The 15,989-nt window shown below is 32.5% G+C and carries 15 protein-coding genes; 2 read left to right on the top strand and 13 right to left on the bottom strand.

The window, feature by feature from the left end; genetic code table 11:
- The first annotated feature begins 84 nt into the window (after positions 1–84).
- Positions 85–1,275 carry a hypothetical protein gene (locus HM981_RS13075; RefSeq protein ID WP_179339253.1) on the top strand — a complete coding sequence of 397 codons (1,191 nt, stop codon included), beginning with the start codon at positions 85–87 and terminating at the stop codon, positions 1,273–1,275.
- Between the two features lie 17 nt (positions 1,276–1,292).
- Here the strand turns inward: HM981_RS13075 and HM981_RS13070 are convergent, their stop codons facing one another.
- From HM981_RS13070 to HM981_RS13010, 13 genes are all read right to left on the bottom strand, one after another.
- Positions 1,293–3,293 carry a TonB-dependent receptor plug domain-containing protein gene (locus HM981_RS13070; protein ID WP_179339252.1) on the bottom strand — a complete coding sequence of 667 codons (2,001 nt, stop codon included), beginning with the start codon at positions 3,291–3,293 and terminating at the stop codon, positions 1,293–1,295.
- A 103-nt stretch (positions 3,294–3,396) separates the two neighbouring features.
- Positions 3,397–4,239: a hypothetical protein gene (locus HM981_RS13065; protein WP_179339251.1), complete on the bottom strand. Its 843-nt coding sequence runs from the start codon at positions 4,237–4,239 to the stop codon at positions 3,397–3,399.
- Positions 4,240–4,337: 98 nt separating this feature from the next.
- The gene (locus HM981_RS13060; protein ID WP_179339250.1) at positions 4,338–4,736 is read right to left on the bottom strand and encodes a hypothetical protein; all 399 of its coding nucleotides are present in this window, start codon (positions 4,734–4,736) and stop codon (positions 4,338–4,340) included.
- 44 nt (positions 4,737–4,780) lie between these two features.
- A complete protein-coding gene (locus tag HM981_RS13055; RefSeq protein WP_246286255.1) occupies positions 4,781–5,206 on the bottom strand; it encodes a hypothetical protein in 426 nt (141 codons plus the stop codon).
- 2 nt (positions 5,207–5,208) lie between these two features.
- A complete protein-coding gene (locus tag HM981_RS13050) occupies positions 5,209–5,991 on the bottom strand; it encodes an ABC transporter permease (RefSeq protein ID WP_115817051.1) in 783 nt (260 codons plus the stop codon).
- Positions 5,984–6,691, bottom strand: a complete 708-nt coding sequence (locus tag HM981_RS13045) for an ABC transporter ATP-binding protein (protein WP_179339249.1) — start codon at positions 6,689–6,691, stop codon at positions 5,984–5,986. Before HM981_RS13045 ends, HM981_RS13050 begins: the two co-directional genes overlap by 8 nt.
- Positions 6,685–7,920: a nitrous oxide reductase family maturation protein NosD gene (locus HM981_RS13040; RefSeq protein ID WP_179339248.1), complete on the bottom strand. Its 1,236-nt coding sequence runs from the start codon at positions 7,918–7,920 to the stop codon at positions 6,685–6,687. The genes HM981_RS13045 and HM981_RS13040 overlap by 7 nt, the downstream gene beginning before the upstream one ends.
- Before the next feature lie 4 nt (positions 7,921–7,924).
- Positions 7,925–8,362, bottom strand: a complete 438-nt coding sequence (locus HM981_RS13035) for a nitrous oxide reductase accessory protein NosL (protein ID WP_179339247.1) — start codon at positions 8,360–8,362, stop codon at positions 7,925–7,927.
- A gap of 26 nt (positions 8,363–8,388) precedes the next feature.
- Complete coding sequence (locus HM981_RS13030) at positions 8,389–9,009, bottom strand: hypothetical protein (RefSeq protein ID WP_179339246.1); 621 nt, start codon at positions 9,007–9,009, stop codon at positions 8,389–8,391.
- 151 nt (positions 9,010–9,160) lie between these two features.
- Positions 9,161–11,131, bottom strand: coding sequence for a Sec-dependent nitrous-oxide reductase (gene nosZ / locus HM981_RS13025; RefSeq protein ID WP_178986051.1), 1,971 nt, complete (start codon positions 11,129–11,131; stop codon positions 9,161–9,163).
- Positions 11,132–11,159: 28 nt separating this feature from the next.
- Positions 11,160–11,732, bottom strand: coding sequence for a fasciclin domain-containing protein (locus HM981_RS13020; RefSeq protein ID WP_179339245.1), 573 nt, complete (start codon positions 11,730–11,732; stop codon positions 11,160–11,162).
- Between the two features lie 5 nt (positions 11,733–11,737).
- Positions 11,738–12,217, bottom strand: coding sequence for a c-type cytochrome (locus tag HM981_RS13015; protein ID WP_178986049.1), 480 nt, complete (start codon positions 12,215–12,217; stop codon positions 11,738–11,740).
- A 325-nt stretch (positions 12,218–12,542) separates the two neighbouring features.
- Complete coding sequence (locus tag HM981_RS13010; RefSeq protein WP_178986048.1) at positions 12,543–13,085, bottom strand: alpha-ketoglutarate decarboxylase; 543 nt, start codon at positions 13,083–13,085, stop codon at positions 12,543–12,545.
- A 117-nt stretch (positions 13,086–13,202) separates the two neighbouring features.
- Between HM981_RS13010 and HM981_RS13005 the strand changes: the two genes are divergently transcribed.
- Positions 13,203–15,965 carry a 2-oxoglutarate dehydrogenase E1 component gene (locus HM981_RS13005; RefSeq protein WP_179339244.1) on the top strand — a complete coding sequence of 921 codons (2,763 nt, stop codon included), beginning with the start codon at positions 13,203–13,205 and terminating at the stop codon, positions 15,963–15,965.
- Positions 15,966–15,989: the final 24 nt, after the last annotated feature.

The raw sequence follows: 15,989 nt of genomic DNA, 5'->3' as shown, positions 1-15,989 counted from the left end.
AAAAAAATCCTGAGATGTTTTCCCTAAGCATTCTGGGATTTTCTTCTTTTTAATCCTTAAATTTCTAATTCGTAAATTAAAACGATGCCAAAAAAGTTAGTAGTTATATGTTTAATTAATTTTCTAATTGCTGCGGTAATGGGTTTGGCATTGCGCTTTTCATTTTTAGAATCTATTGGTTTAAATTATAGATTTCTTACCCATGCACATTCTCATGTTGCCATGTTGGGTTGGGTTTATTTAATGTTGTTTACGCTTTTTGTACACTATTTTATTCCAGAGAAACCTAAAATTTTCAATCGATTATTTTGGTTAACGGAATTTGCTGTGGTTGGTATGATGCTCAGTTTTCCGTTTCAAGGTTATGCTATTATTTCCATTTCATTTTCTACACTGCATATTTTTTGTAGTTACTATTTTGCTTATCTTATTTTTAAGCATCAAAAAGTAAATTCTTTAGTGAGTAGGAAGCTATTAAAAACGTCACTCGTTTTTATGGTGATTTCTACGATAGGTGTTTGGTGTTTAGGTCCTGCAGTTGCAACACTTGGACAAGCTTCTGCGTTTTATCAAATTGCGATTCAGTTCTTCTTACATTTTCAGTTTAATGGATGGTTTTTAATAGCTGTTATTGCTGTATTTTTTCATCTTTTAAAGGTGGAAGACACTAAACAATTCAGGCATTTTTTTACATTATTAATAGTCTCGACGGTATTAACATTTGCATTACCCATACAATGGTTTTTGCCACATCAATCGTTGCTGTTTATTAATGGATTAGGTGTGGTGCTTCAAGTTGTAATGCTATATAAATTTATTCAACTTATAAAACCTAAATTAGAGGTTTTGATGACTAATGCACATAAGCTTATGAGGCCTATGTTCATGTTTGCGCTTGTTTGTTTTGTCTTAAAAGTACTATTCCAATCGCTTTCTATTTTTCCTGCGTTTTCAGAAGTTGTATATGAACATCGCAATTTCGTTATTGGATTTATTCATTTATTAATGCTTGGCGTGATTTCAGGGTTTCTATTTGCTTTTATTTTAAAAAGTGACTTGGTAACCAATTCTAAAAGCTTAACTATTGGTATTTATAGCTTTGTTTTGGGTTTTCTTTTAACCGAAATATTATTATTAATTCAAGGAATAATGTTTTTCTATGGTATAGGCATGCTACCTAATTATTATCTGCTACTATTTCTGTTTAGCATCTTTTTACCATTGGGAATTGGCTTAGTTTTATTCAATATCATTAATGGTAAAAAAGATAATTAGCAATTCAGTTTTTAAGTTTATGGAAACACAAAAGACAAATTCATATAGAAATTTCGTCCTTGTCTAGGGAAGTTATTCCAATCTGCATAAGTCGAATATTTAGTGTCTAATATATTTTCAATACCATATTTTAAAACTGTTTTCCCGAGTTTATTATGGAAAACGTTTCCTAAGTTAAGATTGAGTATCGCATAATCAGCAGTTTCATTTTCACCATACTTACTACTATAATTACTTTGGTTTCCGTTACCATCTAATTGCAATGCAGCATTAAATTTAGGTGTATTGTAATTGAATTCAGCAAAGTAAGAAAATGGTTTAATGAGTGGTAAATTTTCACCATCATTTCCTTTTCCATAATTGTAACCAACCGTTCCGTTGATTGCAAAACGTTCTGATATTTTGTAACTACTATTTACATACGTATTAAAAATAGAGGCATGGTCTAAAGCGGTATAAACACGCACACCATTTGCACCAATTGTCATTGAGCTTACGTCTGGCGCAATCTCACCGATAATATAATCCATAATATGGAAGTAGGATGATTCTAAACCAATTTCAAAATCGTTGAATTTTTGTTTAAAACTAAAGTTCGCTTCTAAGGCTTTTTCGTCTTTTAAATTTGGGTTTCCGATGTAATCGTAATTATCAAAACTGTTGAATAAGAAAAAGCCATAACCTTCACTAACCGATGGTGCGCGTTCGCCATAACCTAAACCAAAGGATAGATTATAATTCTCTTTTTTAAGTTGATATGTAGATGCTAAACTCACTAGAAATCTATTGTTTTGTTCGTCTACAGTATCATGAAATATCTCTAGACTTTGTACACCAACTTCTTTTGCTATTTTGTTATTGTGATAGCCTAAACGTATAGAAGATGAGAGTGTTTCATGTGCACTAAAATGAAAGTCATCTTTAATGAAAATACCAGAATATAGCGTTCTAATGTCTGGCCAAGTGTACATAAACATATCTGGCTCATCCGGATTGTTAGAAAACATGGTCATTTCTGCTAAAGACTTATTATAAAATCCGTTAAAGTTGAATGTAAAATGATGTTTGTTTTTTACAACATTAGCTTTACTGTAAAATCCATACGTATCGCTCCAACCTGGCATGTCCATTCTTATAGCTACAACAGGTCGCTTTGTATCGTCCATAATATGCGTTATGGTATTAAAATACAATTTGGTTTCTAATGATTTTAAGGCTTTATCTTCAGGTTTGTAATAATGCGTTAGGGATGCAATTAAAGCTTCAGCTAAAGAAACATCCATTGGTAAAGCAGGATAACCTACATCTGTAGCTTTATCATAAATAACGTTGGCATCTATGCTTTGATTTTCAGAGAATTTGTAACCAGATTGTAGTGAAATGTTATATTTTTCGAATTGAGAATACAAGATTTCTTCGTTGTTACCAGCATCATAATTATCAGATTTTCTATAAATACCATCTGCGCTAATAAAGAATTTATTGCCTGTGTATTCTAAATCTAATCCAGTTGCTTTATAGTTGCCGTTGGTTTCATAACCTAAGTCTAATCCAGATTTAAAACCAGAACCATTAAATTTAGAGGATGGTAATTTTAAATCTATTCCACCACCAATTGAATGTCCATTTTCTGTGCCTTCTTGACCAGAACCAATGGTTACTTTTTCGAGATTAGAAACATCAACATAAGATGTTATTGGGTCCATTTTATCAGTACAAGCACCAAAAATTTGTATACCATCGATAGTCACTAACAAACGCTCACTTGTCATGTTGTTAATGGTTGGTTCCCAAGCGTAATTACCACGTTTTATCATGGTTACTTTATTAGATTTTTCAAGATAGTCATCAATGCTAGACAGTGTTTTTTCTTGTCTGTGATTGCTTAATTTACGTCTTGAAAGTACGAGGACTTCTTTTAATTTTGTAGTGTCTTTTTTAGTCTCTTTATTGTTGTCTTGGGCATATCCCAAAGAAGACAATAGCAGACATAGAATGACTGTTATTAGCATTTTCATGGCTAAAAATTTTAGTGTTTAAAATGTTTTTGAAAAACCTATTTGTCATATTGAGCGTAATAAAAATGTATTTTAATTACGCTCAATAGACAGTAGGAATAATTTAGAATTCTAATTCTAAATACAAGCTACTCGCTTCGTTTTCATCGGTAACGTCTTCTCCTTTTAAAACACTATCGACTGCATTCATTAACTTTAGATTTAGTTTCCAGTAACCAGTCATTGTTAATGATAAATCGCCATAATAGAAATTATCAGCATTATTATAAGTTAAATCTGTATTGTTAGGTGAGGTGTGATTTCCCATACCAGGCATACGTGGGTCTAAAGAAATTGTATAGTCTTCTACAACAGGAAACGTCATCATGTTTTCCATTTTAAATAGACCAACTTTCATTTCGTTTACAGCAATACTTGGGTCTTTTGGTTCAATGAGCGCCAAGATATATTTGGTGTCATCACTTCCCATAAAACTTGCTGTATTTTGGTTTTCATATTGAAATACAGATATCGTTTCTGTAACCGAATAATCAGTGCCATCAATAGTGTAATTTAATGTTAGTGACCAACCAGAAGCATCTGTATTTGTCATTTGATAGATGATAAAACCTTCATAAACGGTATCTTTTCCTAAAGCTTTTGAAATTGTAGATTTAGGACAAGAATGTTCCATTGTTGGCATTTGCATCATTGGCATCCAAGAAAGTGTAGCATCTTCAATATAGCTATCTGTGGTGTTGTCTTTAATTCTAAGACTAACTAAATTATAGCCAGTTTCAAACATACCTTTCTCGTTGTAAAGTTCTATGGTTTGGTTGTTGTTAATAATAGTTTGAATAAGTTCTAGGTCTTCAGTTTCATTAACTATGGCATCATCATCGTTGTCTGTTGAACATGAAAAGAATAGCGCAATAAATGCGATTGGTAATAAATATTTAAGTTTCATTATATAGTGTTTAAGTTATTTTTTAATGTAAGTATCCTGTTTGAAGCCGATTTGGTTTCAAAAAATAGAAGTTTGCTCTAAGTAGAGCTTCAAAAAAATTAACTTAAATCTGGTGGTGGTGTATGGATATCATAATACCCAGAAACTGGTTGTTTTATTCTGTAATGTGTGTTGTTTTGAAACCTTTCTAATTGAATTAAATTTGAGTTGGTATGGTTTGTAGTTTCATAAATAACAAAAACGTCTAAGCGCGTTCTGTCAGTGGATGGTAATGGTGCGTCTGAGCCAGAATCTGTATTACTCTGCACGAGTTGCTTTGCTAAATGACATTTACCATTACAACCTTTTTGGTCATCTTTTTGAATACAAAGCGTTTTAGCAATAAAATCTTGGTTCACCACAAAATCGGCTACAATAACCACGTTGTTAATATTATTCGCTAATAAAACGAATGTTAAAAACAAAGCAGTGACTCTATATGTAACCTTTAATATCATATTGCTAAATTCGGACAATTTTGTCTTTAATTAGATGATTTTTGTCAGTTAATCTTAAAATATTCGAAATAGGTGGCTGTTAAGTTTTTTAAGTGATTTACTTTTTGCTCTAATTCTGAAGCGTTTTCTACATCTTTTATATCTGTGATTTCTTCTAGAATAGGAACGAGCACCACATGAAGCTGGTCGTGTGCTTCGCCTTCCATATCGCAGCTTTTTATAATATAGCTTGTTTGTTTTGAAAGTATATCGCCTAATACTTTTCCACTTGTTGACGTATTATTTTTTAAAATAGAATCAATACGCTTCATGCCAATATGAGTTTCTTTATTAGCAATCCACTTTTTGTTGTTGTTGAGTGTTAAACCTTCAAGTTGAATGGCTTGAGGTTCTGTTATGTTGTTTTTGCAAGAATAACAACTTAACAACATCATTATGATAATGACTGAATTTGATACTATTCGTTTCATAATTAAAAATCTTTTTTCTTTGATTTGAATACGATGCGTAAAACAGGCATAACAACCCAAATGGTGAGCATCACAAAAGACACAATTAAACCAAAACTTGTTCCGAAAAATTGTTTGAAAACGGCACCTGTGTATCCTAATAACGCAGAAATATCTAGTTTTAAAAGGATAAGCGTTCGCGATAAATCTATTGGATTTAGCATGGTGCCAATAAGCGATACTTTATCTAGTGGATAATCTTCAAATAAAATTAGTGTCATTAAAAAGAGTCCATCATAAATAACAGCAAGGAACAACCAAAGTAAGATGGCATAACCAAATCCTTTAATTTTGTTCTCGTTAGACAATGCAATGTTGAACGCTAAAGCGGTAAAAATTAAGGTTAAAAATGTACCGGTAATTAGTAGTAGTGAAAAATCCCAAATAGCACTGCTTTCAAATAAACCATAAAATACAAATGGTATGCCTAATCCTAAAATTAAACTCATAGATAATGATAGTGCAACACCTAAATATTGCCCTAAGAATATAGAAGAACGTTTAATGGGTTGTGCTAATAGTAGCTCAGTAAATTCTTGTGAATTATAATAGTACATCACACCAAAAATGGTTCCTATTAATGGTACTAAAACAATGATGACGTTCATTAAAGTAATGACTGCTTTTGAAAGGTCGTTGTTTAAAAATAATAATACAACACCTAATAATAAATAAAAAGCAAAATACACGTAACTCCAGCGACTACGCATAAGGTCGTAAAAACTATATTTTAATATCTTAAGCATGGTTATCGGTTAATATAGACGCAATCGCATGTTCGAAATCGGGTTGATTGGTCTTGGTTTTTAATTTTTGGATGGTACCTTTAAAGTAAATTTTACCTTCTAGGATAAATACAATTTCATCTGAAATTTCTTCAACAAAACTCATGATGTGTGAGGTGATAAGCACTGTTTTTCCTTTGGCTTTTTCAGCTTTAATTAAATCTTTTAATCTAATCAGTGAAATTGGGTCTAAACCTGTGGTTGGTTCGTCTAAAATAATTAACGGACTATCAAACATAAAAGTTAAAACGAGATTCACTTTTTGCTTAGTTCCACCTGAGAGGTTACCTAATTTTTTGTCTAAAAAGGGTTCGAGTCTAAAAAGTTCAATAAGACGTTCATCTTCATTGGTTGGTTTGCGTAAATCCTTAATCATTTTAATTAATTCTTTAACACGTAGGTTACTCGGAAAGTTGGCTATTTGCGGTAAATAATCAATTTTATGTCTGTATTCGGAATTCTTTTTAATGTTTTCGCCAAGTACAGTGATGTTTCCTTTATCTGGAATTACCATACCCAAAACTGATTTTATTAATGTAGTTTTACCAGAACCATTTGGGCCAAGCACAGCGAAAATTCCACCTTCACTTATGTTGAGGTCAATACCACTTAGTACTTGGTTTTTACCAAATTTTTTATGTAGATTCTCTATGGTTACCATGTTAGTTTTTTTATTTGTGGATTGTTGTCTAGTAAATCATCTGGTGTAAAAACAGGTGATACTTTTTCGGAAAAATCAATGATATCAATAAACATACTTCGTAGTAAAATGATAGTCTCAGGTGTGCGGTTTACGATATAGGAAAACAGTTTTACAGGTCTATATGGTATATCTCCAATGCCATTTTTGTCCAAGTCGTAACCTGTGTAATTGCTCCAGTAATTTTTATCGAAAACATTGTCGTTTACATTACTGTTGTAAGCAATATCAAAAGAGTTGTATAGAAAATTATTTTCTGTAAACGTATTGGCATAGCAAGCACCTTTTACTTTAATTGCCCAACCATTATTTGAGAAATTATTATGTTTATAGGTAATTCGGTTAGAGCCTTCTATGTTAATGCCAATGGTATTGTCTTCAAAAATATTGCCTATAATTTCTGCATCATTAATCTCTTTTAATAGCATTCCGTAGGAAGCTGTTCCCCAATTTTCTTTAAAAAGATTGTTATACATTTTTATGCGTTTAGAAAACATAACTGCTACTCCAGCACCATTGTTTTCAAACGTATTATCTTGATAAATATCATCATTAGAAAACATAAAATGTAAGCCGTAACGCACATTTAGCGTACTAATATTGTTTTTAATTAGGCAGTCGTCAGAGAATTCTAAATAAATACCATCTCTTACATGTTCTACGTAATTATGTTCAATTTCTACATTTTTACTGTACCATAATTGTATGCCATTACCAGAGTTGTATTCTTCCACAGCATCTCCAATTATTTTGTTATGATACACTTTTCCATCTCTAGATTTTTCGATATAAATACCGAAGAATAGATTTTCTAATACTAAATTCTGAATGACAAAATTCTTGCTATTTCTAACTCTAATAGCAGCATAATCTTCAGTATAACTTGTGCCAACGTTTATAATAAACAAGCCGTCAACTGTTACATTATCAGCTTTTATAGTTATGATTTCGCCTTTTTTTTCACCATCAATTACTGGGTAATTTTTGCCAATAATAGTGAGTGATTTATCTATAAAGATTGAGTGTTCTTTGTAAGTGCCTTTTTTAACTATTATGGTATCAAAATCTTTTGATTGTGTAATAGCCTCTTTTAAAGTTGAAACAGGACAAGTGTTACAAACCTCAATAGTTTGGGCAATACTTATGTTAGCTATAAAAATAGCTATAAAAAAAACCGTTATACTTTTCATGTTACTAGGCTTTTAAGTGAGCTAGTAATTCTGGCCAAGAGTATAGTTTTCCGCCTTTTTCTGTTTGTACTTTTTCTGCTTCAGATTTATTCTCGAAAGCGGTTAAAAATGCTCCCATTGGACTCGGAAGATTTTTACTTATTAAATATGTCGCTTTCGTAGCATCCGTAAAAGCTTCTGGTTTAGAAAAATAATTTGTGAGGTATAATTCTATTTCGGACGTGTCAAACTCATCAAAATAATTAACCATACATTCTGTGGCATCAAATTTATAAACTTTGCCTTTTTTGGTAATAAATTCGGTAGCATGTACTTTATCTACAATGGTCATTTTGCAAAAATGACAACCATCGCTTCCATATTCTATGGGTTTTGGTGATACATTACAACTTGAAAAAATCAATAATAATATAAGTGTTGAATAGTGTTTTAGTGTTTTCATTTTTTTAGTGTTTTGAAAATGGAAAATTAGGATGTTGTTTTCTTCAAACTCATTTTTCGGCCTAGCCAAAAGGCAATAAGAGTAAAAGACATACCTATAAACATTAAGTAACCTCCTGTATGTGGTAAAGAAGTAACATCAAAATTTAATAGTTTTTTAAAACCAATTAATGGTGGTTTGTAAGACATTGGTGAACCATCTGGATTTGTTACTTTTATGATGGCGTGTGGGTCTAAATTGCCACCGTAATCTGCTAACCAATTATTAAAATCGTACATGCCTAAAATGCCTAAAACAGACATTAAAACAAACCAACCCAAGAAATATTTATAACTTACTTTGTTAAGATATCCCAATAAGCCAATAATTACACCTAATAAAGCCATACCTAATATTACTTTAGGAAATACTGAGAATTCCCACATTTCTTCGGCTTTTGGAATGGTTTTCATTCCGATATAGTGATTTAAACCGTCAATGTTTTGTAAATCAAATTCAGATACACCTTTTATACCATCAATATGAATGTTCATTCCTAAAGGGTCAGGATATTGAGGTGCTCCAAGCATAATGTTCCATAAAGGGAATTTAAAAAGTCCTAATAACAGTAATGAACCAATTATCATTATAATGCTAGCCTTTTTCATGATGTGTAATATTTAATATTCTTTTCAGTGAGGTTTCTGCGTCAACAGAATAAAGTGTTTTAAAAAAGAAAGGCGAGAGCGAAAACTCAACTCTCGCCTTAGTTAGAGAAATAAACACTAAAACAAAATTTCTCTAATTCTTAAAATTAATTTACTCAATATCTTCTCCTAGAGACCACTTAATTGGTACATCTGAATCTGCAGCAGATACTCTAATATAACCTTGCATTTCTTGGTGTAATGCAGAACAGAAATCTGTACAATAGAATGGCCAAACACCAACTTGTTTAGGTTCCCAAACAGATGATTTTGTTTGTCCTGGCATTATCAATAATTCTGAATTGTTTTGACCAAGTACAGCAAATCCATGAGGTACATCAAAATCTTGCTCTAAATTAGTAACGTGGAAATACACTTTGTCTCCTACTTTAACTCCTTCAATATTATCTGGTGAGAAGTGACTTCTAATAGTTGTCATATAAATATGTACTTCATTTCCGTCTCTTACCACTTTAGTATCAGCATCAGATTTTGCAGCATATGGATGCTTGTTATCTGCTAACTTATAGATTTTTTGAGATTGCTCTTTAATGATACTTGCTTCCATTGCAGCAGCATAATGTGGTTCTCCATGTGTAGGGAAATCTAAAAGTAATTCCATTTTATCTCCAGAGATATCATACAATTGTGCACTATGTTCCATTTCTGGACCTGTTGGTAAATAACGGTCTTTTGTTATTTTATTCATTGCAAACATGTATTTACCTTGTGGTTTTCCAGAATTTCCTCCAGGAATTGTTAAGTGACCAACAGAGTAATATGTAGGTTTTCTATCAATAACTTCCCATGTTCCTATTTTCCATTTTACAACTTCAGAAGAAATAAAGAAGGTCGTATATGCATTTCCTTTTCCATCAAATTCAGTATGTAAAGGTCCTAAACCTGGTTGCTCTACAACACCTGCTAAAACATCTTCGAAGTTTAAAATTGGAATGCCGTAAGCTTCACCTGCAAATTTCTCTTTTTCAATAGCATCTAACATTTTTGTAAATGAATGCACTGTTAAGTTTGCAGAAAGTTTTCCATTACCTACAATGTATTCTCCAGAAGGATCTACATCACAACCATGTGGTGATTTTGGTGTTGGAATAAAATAAACAGCTCCAGGAACATCAATAGGGTTAACAACACGTACTTCTTTTTTTATAGTAGAAGTTGCTGTATGAGTATGCTCATCATAAAGATTGTGCGCGTAATTAGCTGGCATCATTTTTCCACCACCATTATTAACGTACTCTTCAATTTTTTTCCAGTTTACAGCTGCGATAAAATCTTTATCATTTTGTGAAGCGTTAACTTCTAATAATGTGCTAGCTTCTTCAGTATTATATGTTGTAAAGAAGAACCAACCGTGAGATTTTCCACGTCCTGGATGTGATAAATCGTAGTTAAAACCTGGCATTAATACCTGGAATTTTATATCCATGTTACCAGTTTCTGGTGCTACACTAATAAAAGATAAGGCACCTTGAAAGTTTCCTTTGTAATCTTTAATTGGCATATCACGTTGCGGAATTGGCACTGAAAATCGTGTTCCTGCAACTACATATTCTGTATTTTCTGTTACAAATGAAGAACTGTGGTTACCAGCACTATTTGGAACTTCAATAATTTCTTCAGTTTCAAATGTGGTAAGACTAATTCTTGCAATACGAGGTGTGTTGTTTTCATTTATAAAAACCCAACGACCATCTAACTCTCCTTTTGATTGAGAAATATCTGGATGGTGAGAATCTCCCCAGGGTACAAATCCGTGAGACGTGTTTAACATTGGTTTTGTTTCTTCAGAATAACCATAACCAGACGTTGCAAATTGAGAGAAAACAGGGATTTCTTTAAACATTCTACCAGATGGTAACCCGTAAACAGTAATGTTACCACTATATCCGCCAGAAATGAATGCGTAATGAGAATCGTATTCTCCTGGTGCTACATATACTTTTTCTGCAATATTGTTAGACAACGCTCCAGACTTACCGCCAGATTGGTTGCCATTATTACAACCTGTAAATCCTAAAAGGATAACGAGCATTGCAATACTTGATGTTAATATATTTTTCATTTTGTTTAAATATTTAGTTAGTTATTAATTATTCAGTTGGTGGCAATAAAACTTTGTCTATAACATGGACAATTCCGTTACCAGCTTTTATGCTAGCCAATATTTTAGCTCCTCCAATCATTGGTTCTCCATCTACTACTTCTACTTTTACATAGCCATTATTAGCTTGACCTAGTTTTTTAAATTTCTTTAAAAAGTCTTTAGAATAGTTACCAGGAGTCACATGATACTTTAGGATATTAGCTAAAGCATCTTTGTTTTCTGGTTTTAGTAAATTTTCTACTGTTCCTTCAGGTAAGGCTGCAAAGGCTTCATTTGTTGGTGCAAAAACCATTAAAGGTCCTGCGTTTACCAAAGCATTTTCTAATTGAGCTGCCTGTACTGCGGCAACTAAAGTAGTGTGGTCTTTAGAGCCAATAGCAATACTTAAAACAGTTGTACTGCCATCATCTTCAATAAAGGCTTGGCCAGTTCGTTCTGTAGATTCTGTTTCTGTTTTTAATTCTGATGATGTGGTTGAATCATCTTTGTTCGCGTCCTTGCATGAGCTAAAAAGGGTAGCCACTGCAAGGACAATAAACAAGTGTTTGGTTAGTTTCATATATTTTATTTTAAGGTTCTAAAATATTCTAATACGGCTCTAGCTTCTTCTTCCGTTAGGTGTTGGTTTGCCATAGGTGCTCCATTGAATTCCATTAATAAGTCCTTAGCTAATGGATCTTGTTTAATCATTTCTTCAGGATTCAAAATCATGTTCATTACCCATTCAGGACTTCTTCGAGATAAAATACCAGTTGGTGCAGGTCCAATGAATTTTTTATCTGTTTTGTGGCAAGCTGTACACATTTTACTATAAACATCCATTCCGTGTTTTACCATTTCTTGGTCAACTTCTTCTGCCAAGGTTACAGAAGTGATTGGTCCAACTCCTTTGTTAGAAAGTTCTATACGTTTAGAAGCAGGAATCTTAGCTTCGGTTTTTACAGGTGCTTTTTTTCCGTAACTTGATGCTTCTTTTTTTTCTCCACCACCACAACTCATTAAAGTTGCAAATGTGATAATTGACAATAGTTTTAGTGATTTCATTATGATTTTAGTTTTAATTTAAAGCAAATTTAAAGATGAGAATATAAAAAAAACATGATAATTATCATATTCAAGACAATATTGTCCTATTTAATTTTTGAATAGTGATTACTCGTAACATTATAGTGTTAATTAATGCTTAAGAAGTTGATTAATAGTTTTTTGTAATGTTGTTAAAAAGGTGTTTAGCTTTGCTGTCTATAGTTTAAAAAATATGAATTATAGATAACTAGTGAGATTCACTGTCTTTAGAAAAACTGTTAACGTTTTACATTTTTAATCTGCTAATTGAAAATTAATCGAGTGCTAAGGTGTTACTTGTTTATTAAAACTGAAACCTTACAAAGGGCATCCATGCTTCCGAGTAAATACTTTTATCTTTATCATAAAGTACATCGTATCTAATACCTATAGTAACATTTCTACTTGTATAGCCTGCGCCTAAAAATAAGGCAGGATACCAATACTCATCATCAAGGTTTGAAACGAAATTTTGATCAAAGTTTCTGCTGACGTGTAATTGTTCAAACTCTGTAGAAATTTGTACAGCTTCGTAAGGATTAAAAAGGCCAAGAATACTTCCGCCTAAAACAGTAGATTTAAAAACATCCTTTTGAGAGCTGTAAGAAAAATTAAGACCAACTCCAGTCGCTATATAAGGATTAAATCTGTAAACGGCATTTGGAGAAATTGCACCACTAAAAAAACCATCGCCAAAACTAAGTCCAAGACCTCCACCATATTCTACATGACTCCAAAAGTTGGTAGTTTTAGAAATACGATCTTGTGAGAATGTGCTAATTGTGCAAAAGCAAATTAAGATAGTGAGAACTAATGATTTTGATGTACAAATGTTGTTGTTATTCATAATAATTTAGCTAGATATTTTCAATATGTTATAAATATAATAAATCCTTAACTATATTTACTAAAAGTTGTATTTTTGACTAAATTATGTTGAAACGACAACGTCTCAAAATTTATAATGGATAAATATTCCTTTCTAAACGCAGCACATACAGCATATTTTGCTGATTTATACGACCAATATTTAATAAACCCGGATTCTGTAGAACCAAGTTGGCGCGCCTTTTTTCAAGGCTACGATTTTGGATCTGAAAGTAGTGGTGAGAATAGTGAAGTCGCAGATAGTGTTTCTGCTCAGATACCAGAGCAAATTCAAAAAGAATTTCAAATTTTAAAACTGATTGACGGTTATAGAAGTAGAGGCCATTTGTTTACTAAAACAAATCCTGTTAGAGCTAGACGTAAATATGCTCCCACACTAGAAATTGAAAATTTCGGCCTTTCTCAATCAGATTTAAATTCCGTCTTTTCGGCTGGTGAGGTTCTAGGTTTGGGTTCTAATGCTACATTACAAACTATTATAGATCACTTAGAAACTATCTACTGTGAGTCTATTGGTATTGAATACATGTATATTAGAAAACCTGAAGAAATTAAATGGATTCAAAATAAGTTGAACATTAATGATAATCATTCATTATTTACAACTGACGAAAAGAAATACATTCTAAAAAAATTGAATCAAGCGGTTTCTTTTGAATCGTTTCTGCATACCAAATATGTAGGTCAAAAACGATTTTCTCTAGAAGGTAACGAATCTTTAATTCCTGCCGTAGATGCTATTATTGAAAGAGCAGCAGATGAAGGTGTAAAAGAATTTGTTATGGGAATGGCGCATAGAGGTCGCCTTAGTACATTAACGAACATCTTTGGGAAGTCTGCAAAAGATATTTTTAGCGAATTTGACGGTAAAGATTACGAAGAAAAAGTATTTGATGGTGATGTAAAATACCATTTAGGTTGGACGAGCAATCGTGAAACTTATAATAATAAAAAGATAAATCTAAATATTGCACCTAACCCGTCGCATTTAGAAACTGTTGGAGCAGTTGTACAAGGTATTGCAAGAGCAAAACAAGATAAAGACGGCATTACAGATGCATCTCAAGTACTTCCTATTGTTGTTCACGGAGATGCAGCTATTGCAGGACAAGGTTTAGTGTACGAGGTTGTGCAAATGGCTAAGTTAGATGGTTATAAAACTAATGGTACAATACATATTGTAGTTAATAACCAAATTGGTTTTACCACCAATTATTTGGATGCACGTTCTAGTACTTATTGTACAGATGTTGCAAAAGTAACTTTGTCTCCAGTGCTTCATGTTAATTCTGATGATGCAGAAGCGGTGGTACATGCTGCACTTTTTGCACTTCATTTTAGAATGAAATTTAAACGTGATGTTTTTATTGACTTACTAGGATATAGAAAATATGGGCATAATGAAGGTGATGAGCCTAAATTTACACAGCCACTTTTATATAAAGCGATAGCAAAACATAAAAACCCAAGAGACATTTATGCACAACGTTTATTAGAAGAAGGTGTTATAAATGATGGTTATGTAAAGCATATTGAATCAAAATATAAAGATATATTAGAAGAGAAATTAGTAGATTCTCGTAAAGAAGATAAAACAGAAATCACTGCTTTTATGCAAGAGGAGTGGAAAGGTTTTACTAGAGTTACAGAAAACACAATGCTAAAGCAAGTAGATACAACAGTATCTAGATCTGTTTTAGAGAACATTACTAAGGTTATTTCTAATTTACCTTCAGATAAAAAGTTTATCCGTAAAATTCAACGATTAATTGAGTCACGTCAAACCATGTTTGATGAAGATCGATTAGATTGGGCAATGGGAGAACATTTGGCCTATGGTTCACTTTTAACAGAAGGTTTTGACGTTAGAATTTCTGGACAAGATGTAGAACGTGGTACATTTTCTCACCGTCATGCCGTTGTTAAGGTAGAAGATAGTGAAGAAGAAATTGTTTTATTGAAAAACGTTTCAGAAAATCAAGGTCAGTTCCATATCTATAATTCATTATTATCAGAATATGGTGTTGTAGGTTTTGATTATGGTTATGCCATGGCAAGTCCTAATTCATTAGTAATCTGGGAAGCACAATTTGGTGACTTTAGTAATGGAGCTCAAATTATGATTGACCAATACATTTCTTCTGGTGAAGATAAGTGGAAAACACAAAATGGATTGGTAATGTTATTGCCTCATGGTTATGAAGGTCAAGGAGCTGAGCATTCTTCCGGTCGTATGGAACGTTACTTGCAAATGTGTGCTAAGGATAATATGTTTATTGCAGATGTTACAACTCCTGCAAACATGTTCCATTTGTTAAGAAAACAAATGAAAGCGAACTATAGAAAACCTTTAATCGTTTTTACACCAAAAAGTTTATTACGTCATCCTAAAGTAGTATCGTCAGTAGATGAATTTGCAAATGGAAGTTTCCAAATGCTTATCGATGATAAAGATGCTAAAGCCGATAAAATAAAAACATTAGTTTTTGTTACAGGTAAGTTCTACTACGATTTGTTAGAGGAACAAGAGAATTTAGAAAGAGATGATGTTGCATTAGTAAGAGTAGAGCAGTTGTTTCCATTACCAGCGCAAGCGATGCGAGACACTATGAAGAAGTATAAAAATGCAGACGATATTGTTTGGGCACAAGAAGAGCCAAGGAATATGGGAGCATACAGTCATGTGATAATGCATTTTGAAGAAGCTAGAATGCAGTTTAGATCAGCAAGTAGAAGACCATATGGTGCTCCTGCAGCAGGTAGTTCTGTGCGTTCTAAGAAACGTCACAAAGAGGTTATAGATTATGTTTTTGATAAAACCAAAAACAACCAGAGATAAAAGAATTAATAGCGCTTAAATAAA

Origin of the sequence: Winogradskyella ludwigii, from assembly GCF_013403985.1 — a bacterium.
In the GTDB taxonomy this organism is placed as follows: domain Bacteria; phylum Bacteroidota; class Bacteroidia; order Flavobacteriales; family Flavobacteriaceae; genus Winogradskyella; species Winogradskyella ludwigii.
This window is presented reverse-complemented; position numbering and strand designations above follow the sequence as displayed.